This is a genomic window from Rhizobium sp. PDO1-076 (assembly GCF_000247475.1).
In the GTDB taxonomy this organism is placed as follows: domain Bacteria; phylum Pseudomonadota; class Alphaproteobacteria; order Rhizobiales; family Rhizobiaceae; genus Allorhizobium.
Genome location: NZ_AHZC01000118.1, coordinates 1 through 5,726, shown reverse-complemented (window position 1 = coordinate 5,726; position 5,726 = coordinate 1). Strand labels below are relative to the sequence as shown.

The following is a 5,726-nucleotide window of genomic DNA, read 5'->3' as shown; positions in this document are numbered from 1 at the left end:
CTGAGGGTATGTGCCAGTGTTGAATAGGAATGGACGACTTCACCATACCAACTGCTCAGTCTTGGCTGAGGAATTGTTCTGCCTTCAATGCGCACAAAATGTTGCTCCCAGGCAATCTCCTCTCGTAGCCGCGCGTAGAGACCATCGGTCGGAATGCCAAGGTCCGGAGAGGGATGATAAACCACTTCTGCATCAACCAGTGGCAGCCGCCGGGATTCATTGAATAAATCGAGTGTCACGTTACGCCCTTCCACCATAAATCGTTGGAATGGTTTAGCGCCTATTCCGCAAAAACGCACGTCTCGGTAGCTCTCACGTCTTGTTGATCCTATGATTCGAGCGCATTGTAGATCTGCATGCTACTCTGTGTAGCCAGATGTTACATTTATCCTGCTCCTCCTCGGCCTTAACTAGGTGACGGCTGCCCGCTTCGGGACATTCGTGCCCGGCAGGGGTCTGCGCGAATGGATGGGTACACACGTACACTTCACGCCAATAATTCCTGCAACGCCCGGGAGCGTCGCCGTTCGGCATCGGCTTGAACGAGTGGGCCTCAAGATTGCCACCGAGAGCCAGCCAAGAGGAGTGTGTCTTGCTATCTGTTTTAGACGTCAACGGAACGAAAGTGTCCATGGGTGCCAGAGTGTATGCGCTTGCGCTTGCCGTGGTGCTGCTCGCGATCGGAGCCTACTTTCTCTACGGCGGCTACCAGCTTTTGCTGCTTGGTGGATCGCTCTATTACCTTGTTTCTGCCGCCGCCTTGATCGCGACGGCTTACTTTCTGGCGCGGGCTGATGTTCGGGCGGGATACGTTTTCGCAGCCTTTTATCTCGTCACTCTCCTGTGGGCGCTCTGGGAAGTTGGTTTGCAGTTCTGGCCTTTGGCGGCCCGGCTTGGGATGTTTGCCGTACTCGGGCTCATGATTGGCCTGTGCATGCCCAGTTTGCGAGGCGCCTCGCGCGTCCGGCATATTCGCCCGATTTCATATGGCGTTTCTGCCGTCTTGTCCGTCGCGGTGGTCCTGGCCTTTATCAGCGCATTCAGCCCCATCTGGCTCGTGAAGCCGACCTCTACACCGACCGTGGCAGCCGACTACAAGCCCGAAAGAGAGCCTGACAGCTGGGTCGGCTTTGGACGCACGCCATCAGGCGAACAATTTGCTCCTTACAGCCAGATCAATCGGGATAACGTCAAAGAGCTCGAGGTTGCCTGGACGTTTCATACCGGCGACATTACCGGAAACGGCAGCGAAAATCAGAACACACCTCTCCAGATCGGCAACACTCTCTATCCCTGCACGCCGACAAACCAGGTGTTTGCCGTCCGCGGCGATACCGGTGAACAGCTCTGGCATTTCGATCCGGGCGTAAAGCCTGACGCGACCGCCCATTGGATGCGGTGTCGTTCGCTTGCTTATTTCGATGTTCCGGGTCTGGCGGACGACGTACCTGGCAAGAAGCGCCTCTATGTGACGACCGGTGACATGCGCCTGATCGCGCTTGATGCCGTAACTGGACAGCCAGTTGAAAGCTTCGGCGATAGTGGCACGGTCTTCCTGGCCGCTGGCATGGGCGCCGTCATTCCAGGCTTCTACAATCCCACATCCGGACCGCTTCTCGCCGGTAGAAACCTGATTGTCGGTGGCTGGGTGATGGACAATCAGTCCGCTGACGAGCCCTCTGGTGTTGTGCGGGCTTTCGACGCCGTCACGGGCCAGCTGGCCTGGGCCTGGGACGTCGGGCGTCCGGGACAACCCAATCCTCCGCCGGAAGGTCAAAGCTACACCCGCAGCACGCCGAATATGTGGGCTACCCCCAGCTATGATGACGAGTTGAACATGGTCTATCTGCCGACCGGCAATGGAACACCGGACCTCTTTGGTGGCCACCGTACTGCTGAAACTGATCGCGTCGGTTCGTCCGTTGTCGCAGTCGATGCGACGACGGGAGAAGAACGGTGGACATTCCAGCTTGTCCATCACGACGTCTGGGACCTCGACCTCCCCTCGAAACCTGTTCTCTACGACATGCCGGACGGCAAGGGTGGACGGATTCCCGCTCTTGTGCAGGCCGCAAAGAACGGCGAGATCTTCGTTCTTGATCGGCGCACGGGAAAGCCGATCACAGCGGTCGAAGAGCGTCCGGTCCCGACCAATGGCGTGGCCGGCGAAAAGCTTTCCCCCACGCAGCCCTACTCTGTCGGCATGCCGTCTTTCCGTGACTCCGTTTTGACCGAACAAATGATGTGGGGCATCACGCCGATCGATCAGCTCAATTGCCGTATCCAGTTCAAGGAACTGTATTACGTCGGCGACTACACGCCGCCGCAGATGCAGTGGTATCTCCAGAACCCGTCCTGGTATGGCACCACCAATTGGGGTGGTCAGGCGATCGACAAGAGCCGTGACATCATGATCGTCAATGATATGCGCGTTGCGATGAAGGGTCGTTTGCTGAGCCGTGAGGACGAAATCGCCCGCACCAAAGCGTCGGGCAAGGCATCGCATAGCACGGGCGGCGTCGTTCCGATGAAGGAAACGCCCTATGGTGCAGAGCGGGGCATGGTTCAGTCCTTCCTTGGAGTACCATGCACCACTCCTCCATTCGGCACCATGGCTGCGGTCGACATGAAGACCCAGGAAGTTCTCTGGCACCGTTCCATGGGCACCCCCGAGCAGTTCGGCCCGCTCGGGATGAAAACGCATCTGCCGATCGAACTGGGCATGCCGACCCTTGGTGGCGCTACGCCGACGGCTTCGGGTCTGGTGTTCTTCTCTGCGACATCCGACTATTACCTGCGTGCCGTCGATGTCATGACCGGCGAGGTCGTCTGGAAAAGCCCGCTTCCGGTTGGCGCAGGCTCAACGCCGCTGGTCTTCATGTCGCCAGAAGACGGCAGACAGTATGTCGTGGTCACCGCGAATGGCGCTCGTGCGGCTCCAGACTACGGCGATTACATCGTCGCCTACGCGCTTCCCAAGACACAGTGACGGTTCAGTATCCGCAGGATTGGCAAGGGGCCATCCTGCGGTCACATCCCACGTCAGGAGACAGAGTTCGGCATGTCACAGGTTACCCGCATCATCCACCGTCGCGCCAATCCCGGTCAGGAAGCCCATTATGAGCGTCTAGTTCGGGACATGCTCGCCGCCTGCTCGAGATCACCCGGTTATCTGTTCTCGACCGTCATTCCGCCAAGAATGGACGGCGAGGAATTTCATATCGTCCAGTGCTTCACGACGCAGGCGGCCCTCGATATCTGGCGCAACTCGAAGGATGCGGCCGAGTGGCATGAACGCTTGCGGCATGTCTCGGACCATGAGCCCGAGTACCGGGTCTTCAATACGACCGACTTGTGGTTCTCGGCTACGGGTCTGGAAGGTCAGAAACAACCGGCACGCTGGCGGATGGCTGTGGTGACCTGGATGGGAATATTTCCACTGGCGTCCTTGGCCGTGGCCTTCCTGTTTCCCCTCCTGACGGCCCTGCCATTCATTCTCAGAATGATGATCCTGACCGTGTTGATCGTCTTTGCCATGTACTGGATCGTCATGCCGCGCCTGTTGCGCTGGCTGGCCTGGTGGCTGAAGCGGTAAAAAAACGGGTATGGACGTCTGTCTACTCGCCGAGGTTTCCGCGGCGGCCCTCGTCTGCGAGGATCTCAACGACATGCCTGACGCGCGGGAGAAGCTGCTTTGTCGATGGCCAGATGGCGGAGATCTCGATTTTTGCCCCGGTGAACGCCTCCAGAACCGAGACAAGTCTTCCGGCTGTGATATGATTGGCAACCAGCGAACTTGGCATTTGTGCTAGTCCAAGGCTTGCCACTGCAGCATCGACAATCGCCGCGCCGTCACCGATCTCATGGGTCGGCGGTGGTGTAACACGATAGATTGTGCCGTCTGTCGCCTTGACCCGCCATGTGTTTGGGATATCCCGGCGGAAACCAACAATGCAGTCATGCTCCTGCAAGTCCTCGACCGTGACAGGCTCACCGCGTGCTTTGAGATAATCCGGTGAGGCAACGATCAGCGCTCTTTGTTCGGTCAGCTTGCGGGTGATCAGCCCGGTGGTGCTTTTCGTCTCGCCAAACCGGATGGCAAGATCCACACCCTCCTCGACCGGATCGATGATCCTGTCAGTCAGCGACAGGGACAGGCAAAGGCCGGGATGTTGCTTTGTGATCTTCGCAAGCAAGGGCAGCAGAATCTGCCGGCCCCAGGCAGCAGGTGCATCAATCCGCAATCGACCGGCGAGCTGCTGGCTTTTTGCGGCGAGCGCATTTTCCGCAGAACCGATTTCTTCGAGAGCGTGACGGCAACTGGCCAGATAGGCCTCTCCATCGGGCGTCAAAGTCAGCTTGCGGGTGCTGCGATGCAGGAGCTTTACACCGAGCCTCTCTTCCAGCCGGGCAACGCTTTTGCCCACGGCGGACTTCGTCACGCCCAGCTTGTCTGCGGCTGCGGTGAAACTCAGAAGGGTTCCCGCTTCGACAAAGCTGATGATGCCGTTGAGTTGCTCAAGCTGAGCCATTGTAGCAAATTCCTCTACTCATCGTAGATTTCGATCTGTTTATCGTCTTTCAGATTTACATTACCACAGGTTCATCGGCAAGGGTTCACGACGAGCGCGAACTCGTCGCCCAAAATGCAGGGTTTGTGAAATGGCTCAAAAGTTTCTGTCCACAATGAGCGCCTTGTCAGGTCTGCTCTTGTCCGCGAGCATTGCATTCGCGGCACCCGCGATTGAAGTGCTTGGTAAGGACTATGTCTTTCCCAACAAGATTGAAGGCCTGCCGACGAAGCTCTCCGACTTCACCGGGCTACAGATCAACAGCTTTGAGACCAGCGATGCTGTCAAGCTTTCCTATTGGGAGGCGGGCAGCGGCCGGCCGCTGATCTTCATTCCCGGCTGGTCGGCCAACGGCGCTGAATACGTCAATGTCATGTACCTGCTTGCCCAGAAATATCATGTCTATGTGATCGATCCGCGCAATCAGGGCCTCTCCGAGAATGTCCAATACGGTACGCGGATCGCCCGCTTTGGCGCGGATCTGAACGAGTTCATCGGCCATCTCGGTGTCGAGAAAGTTGACCTGTGCGGCTGGTCGATGGGGGCGTCCGTCATCTGGAGCTATATCGATCTGTTCGGCACGGACAATATCCGCAAGGCGGCGTTCATTGACGAGCCGATCTCAATCTACACTCACGCCGACTGGTCGGAGCAAGAACGGCTTGATGCCGGCGGCATGACCACATCGCCTGAGCGCATGATTGCAGCCTTTGGCGGTGCGCCGACAAACGATCAGGTCGTCGATATGAACGCCATGCGACGCTACATGGAAAATGGCTCTCCGGCCTTCCAGAATTCGGAAGCCTTTGCTCGGGAGTTCATCAAGAACGACCCGAAGTTCATGAGCCTTGTCCTCTTCGATCACGCGATGAACGACTGGCGCGATGTCGTCAGCCATAAGATCGATGTGCCAACCGCCATCTTCACCGGTGAAAACAGCAACAATGTGCCAAGCCAACGGTGGATGCAGTCCGTGATCCCGGGCTCGGAGTTACATGTCTACAAGGCCGAAGAGCAGGGTGACCATTTCCTTGCTTTCAAAAACCCCACGAAGTTCACGGACGATCTTGCATCGTTCCTGGAGCGCTGATCGGGCCTCCAATGGCTTGAACTCACACACACACGAGGCGGAAGATGTCCGCCACTGTCATAGGA

5 protein-coding genes are annotated in these 5,726 nt (G+C 57.6%); 3 read left to right on the top strand and 2 right to left on the bottom strand.

The window, feature by feature from the left end; all coding sequences use genetic code 11:
• Positions 1–239, bottom strand: a 239-nt coding sequence (locus PDO_RS28750) for an alpha-ketoglutarate-dependent dioxygenase AlkB family protein (RefSeq protein WP_210161511.1), incomplete at its 3' end; no start/stop codon positions are given.
• A 392-nt stretch (positions 240–631) separates the two neighbouring features.
• Here PDO_RS28750 and PDO_RS09005 point away from each other — a divergent pair.
• Together PDO_RS09005 and PDO_RS09000 are read left to right on the top strand one after the other, a co-directional pair.
• Positions 632–2,989, top strand: coding sequence for a membrane-bound PQQ-dependent dehydrogenase, glucose/quinate/shikimate family (locus PDO_RS09005; RefSeq protein WP_037073131.1), 2,358 nt, complete (start codon positions 632–634; stop codon positions 2,987–2,989).
• A gap of 72 nt (positions 2,990–3,061) precedes the next feature.
• Positions 3,062–3,595 (top strand): antibiotic biosynthesis monooxygenase, encoded by a 534-nt coding sequence (locus PDO_RS09000; RefSeq protein WP_007600632.1) that lies wholly within the window; start codon positions 3,062–3,064, stop codon positions 3,593–3,595.
• 22 nt (positions 3,596–3,617) lie between these two features.
• Here PDO_RS09000 and PDO_RS08995 read toward each other — a convergent pair whose 3' ends face one another.
• On the bottom strand, positions 3,618–4,532 hold the full coding sequence (locus PDO_RS08995; protein ID WP_007600630.1) for a LysR substrate-binding domain-containing protein: 915 nt from the start codon (positions 4,530–4,532) through the stop codon (positions 3,618–3,620).
• Between the two features lie 130 nt (positions 4,533–4,662).
• Between PDO_RS08995 and PDO_RS08990 the strand changes: the two genes are divergently transcribed.
• Positions 4,663–5,661 (top strand): alpha/beta fold hydrolase, encoded by a 999-nt coding sequence (locus PDO_RS08990; protein ID WP_007600628.1) that lies wholly within the window; start codon positions 4,663–4,665, stop codon positions 5,659–5,661.
• Positions 5,662–5,726 lie beyond the last annotated feature (65 nt).